The sequence below is a fragment of the Calditrichota bacterium genome, from assembly GCA_016867835.1.
Classification (GTDB): Bacteria; Electryoneota; AABM5-125-24; order Hatepunaeales; family Hatepunaeaceae; genus VGIQ01.
This window is the reverse complement of sequence record VGIQ01000206.1, coordinates 1-2,185: the sequence shown is the minus strand read 5'-3', so window position 1 is coordinate 2,185 and position 2,185 is coordinate 1. Positions and strand designations below refer to the sequence as shown.

General features: G+C 51.4%; 3 protein-coding genes. 2 read left to right on the top strand and 1 reads right to left on the bottom strand.

Annotated features, from left to right (window positions below; genetic code table 11):
- Positions 1–347 precede the first annotated feature (347 nt).
- Together FJY67_12160 and FJY67_12155 are read left to right on the top strand one after the other, a co-directional pair.
- Complete coding sequence (locus tag FJY67_12160; GenBank protein MBM3330198.1) at positions 348–815, top strand: hypothetical protein; 468 nt, start codon at positions 348–350, stop codon at positions 813–815.
- A gap of 31 nt (positions 816–846) precedes the next feature.
- Positions 847–1,056, top strand: coding sequence for a helix-turn-helix transcriptional regulator (locus FJY67_12155; GenBank protein MBM3330197.1), 210 nt, complete (start codon positions 847–849; stop codon positions 1,054–1,056).
- Positions 1,057–1,107: 51 nt separating this feature from the next.
- Here FJY67_12155 and FJY67_12150 read toward each other — a convergent pair whose 3' ends face one another.
- The gene (locus FJY67_12150) at positions 1,108–1,545 is read right to left on the bottom strand and encodes a helix-turn-helix transcriptional regulator (GenBank protein ID MBM3330196.1); all 438 of its coding nucleotides are present in this window, start codon (positions 1,543–1,545) and stop codon (positions 1,108–1,110) included.
- Positions 1,546–2,185: the final 640 nt, after the last annotated feature.

Below are 2,185 nucleotides of genomic sequence, written 5' to 3'. Positions count from 1 at the left end.
ACGAATTACGCTACACTTATCCACAGCCGCCTCTATGACAGGCGGCTATAGCCCCTGGGTAAAATTCAACGCGCATCCCTGGGTATTTTTAGACGCGCAGCGACACAAAGAGATCAATCGAAGCATTGGGAAGCGTCTAGGTGCGATCAAGAAGGCGAATAAGAACACCTCCAAGAAATAGACGACAAGGCGAAAGCCCCGTGACCGAGATGGCCAGGGGGCTTTCACAGGGATACATCGTGATGCGCTGGGACGCTTCTAGATGATTTACTTTAAAAGTATTGCGTTATGTTTATCAGGGCATGCATACTGACTGCAGTTATTCATTTTGACGAGAGCATAATTCGATGAACTATTTCAACTTAGGAGTCGCATTTTTATCTCCACTTGTCATTATTAGTCTAGGCGGGTGTTTGCCTGAGGATTCCAAGCAGATTGAAGAAAGGCAAAAGACTTGTGCTTCACTAGATGAAGCAATCGATAGAAATATATTTGGCTATGCAATGTCGGAAGCCCAAAGTACTAGTGACAAAAGCGCTATTCAACAAGGAGCTCGTGCCACTGAAAACCAAAACCGCTTGGTGATAATTGAGATCAATGTCAATTTAATGATCCAAAACAAATGCCAAGCTCGCAAACAACCTATCGATCCCACAGTGTATTCATCAAACGCTAACGCATGCTATTTTGCGCAACTCAAAGCGTTATCTGCGGCGTATAGATCGAATGAGCAAGATCAGAAGGCTTCGGTTGAAAAGTTGAATTCTGATTGCGATTTCAAGAAATGGGTTCCCACATCAAAGTCTTCGAAATAGTAGTCGTACTGTTAGGTATCCCATGGCGTAAGTGAGAAATACGAGGTGCGGCTTCTATCAGACCTACCTGAGCCGGATCGAGAATGGGCGAGCGAATCCGACGCTCAATGCTATCGAGGTCATTGCCAATACACTTGGGATGACGGTGTTCGACCTGATTGATAGGGTCAGGGAACAGATGCCGGTGAAGGGGAAGAAAGGGCAGAAGTCGCGCCAGGGAAGCCTAGAGAGGTATGAATAATTGGATTGCGAGCACGATGGTCAATCTGACGCGCGCGGCAACAGGAAGAAATTAGCTGGGAAGGCTGGCAAGCTTCGCCTTCAACTCCCGCTTACCCAACGAGCGGAGACTCGCGATTGACGCCACCTGCTCGGGCCGGGGTCGGGTTGTTCCGGCTTCCCAGTTGTAGACGGTCTGCGCGGTAACGCCGAGAAGTTTGCCCAAGATCGCCGCCGACAGATCCTTCTTGTCCCGCATCTTCTTCAGGCCCGCCGCCGAGAATCGCACAGACCTTCCTTCCGACTGCGATTCTGGTGTGTCTCGATACTTGGCTAGATCCCTATTCTGTCGTGCCAACTGCTGTTCAAGTCCGGCGACCTTGCGCTTGAGGTCAGCAATGTCTGCGCGGTAACGACTTGCTGCCTTCTTGAGGACTTCGGTTTCTGCCCTGAGTTCCTTTCGGGCGAGGCGGGTGATTTCCTGCTTCAGGATTGTCGTGAGATTGGCCATGGGAGGTTCAAAGCGTGTTTTGAGTTGGACATCATAGCTCAGCATTGGAACAGAGCCCATAGCGTCACTCAGTGACGTCAGTCACCGAAGGCTCTTGTTGTTGTCTATAGAATCGGAGCAACCTTTCCAGGTTACCGAATGACGATCGAATCCCTGCCGAAATTCACGGCACCTGCAGCTAAGCGATGGAAGGCGATTCCGGAGACGGTGCGGAAGGTACTGCTATCGAATGTCTGGTGCGGCCAGTGTCGTCAGGAAACGACGAGCATGTAGTACATGCCGACAGGCATTCACGAATTTCTCCGGCACGGTGAAGGGCAAAGGTGTGCTGCTGACGGGCAAGTGCGCGGTATGCCAAGGAGATGTGGCACGTTTCCTTGAGGGGGAGGAAACGTAGATCGCGACGTAAGGCTTAGTGCGCAGGGGGTGTTTCAGGGAAGCGAAATTCCAACGGCAGCTTTACGGCGACCGACTTATACTTGGCCTTGGCTTGACCCGGCCATCAAGAGCCGTTCGACGGAAAATCCTGTACGGCCGCAAAAGACTGACTGCTGCCTGCTGACAACGGCATACCCGATGTCAGGTGCACTCTGAAACCTGCCGGACGACGTACGGAAGGACCTCGGCCTTTGCCGACCTT

What these genes read in the sequence shown, in the direction of transcription:
- FJY67_12160 (MBM3330198.1), top strand. Translation starts at nt 348, where the DNA reads ATGAACTATTTCAACTTAGGAGTCGCATTTTTATCTCCACTTGTCATT.
- FJY67_12150 (MBM3330196.1), bottom strand. Translation starts at nt 1,545, where the DNA reads ATGGCCAATCTCACGACAATCCTGAAGCAGGAAATCACCCGCCTCGCC.